2 protein-coding genes are annotated in these 771 nt (G+C 34.2%); both read left to right on the top strand.

The features are described from left to right. A partial coding sequence (locus RMT89_RS40465) for a hypothetical protein (protein ID WP_315888745.1) occupies window positions 1-221 on the top strand: 221 nt, incomplete at its 5' end. Further along, on the top strand, window positions 218-771 hold a 554-nt coding region (locus tag RMT89_RS40460; RefSeq protein WP_315888744.1), incomplete at its 3' end, for a hypothetical protein. The genes RMT89_RS40465 and RMT89_RS40460, both read left to right, overlap by 4 nt.

The following is a 771-nucleotide window of genomic DNA, read 5'->3' as shown; positions in this document are numbered from 1 at the left end:
CGCGCCTTAAACCCAAAGCACTTGACCTTTGTATTGCTAATTTTGATACAACCGGTGTCAGTTCACAAGCATCTAACAAAGCTCGTATGTGGCAAGAAAGACTTTATGCAGTATGGCGATCTGATTTATCGTTTACTCAAAAGTTAATGCTTAGTCGTAGAGGAATAATGGCTTTGCCATACCATAGTATAAAAAATTGGTTAAGAAAGGATGAAAAATGAACCAGATCAATGTGGGAGTTGATTTGCTAGTTGGTATCTGTTTAACAAAAAAGGATTGGCTTCAATATAAAGACAATTTACTTATATCGTGTCAGAATATTTCCCAGGCGTGGGGCAATAAGGTCATTTTTTTTGTTGTATTGCAAGGCGATAAAAATGAAATTATTTGTCATGCTGGCTTGCCCGATAAATTTTTTCTTTATGAAACAGAAGTGATGGGAGTGTCGCTTGCTAGAAATAAATGTATTGAAGAGGCTGTATCAAAAAAAATAAAATATATATTATTCCATGATGCATCTATTTTCTGGCCTTTAGAAAGTGCTCAATACATTAGTTTAAATAGAGATCTTCACCCTAAAGTTAAAGTTAGTTTCTCTGATTTTATCTTTCATCATTCTTATTCAAATTCTAATGGTGGGATTAAGAGAATAGTTAATCCTATTTATGATACCTATGTTTGGTCTTATCTTTTAAAAGTGGCAGATATTGAAAGTGTTCGTTTTTCAGAGAACTTTGGGCCAGGGGGATGCACTCGTTACAAAAGTGGAGA

This window comes from Streptomyces sp. P17 (assembly GCF_032436805.1).
GTDB lineage: Bacteria > Actinomycetota > Actinomycetes > Streptomycetales > Streptomycetaceae > Streptomyces.
Note: the sequence above shows the minus strand (reverse complement) of the source record. Positions and strands in the feature narration are given on the sequence as shown.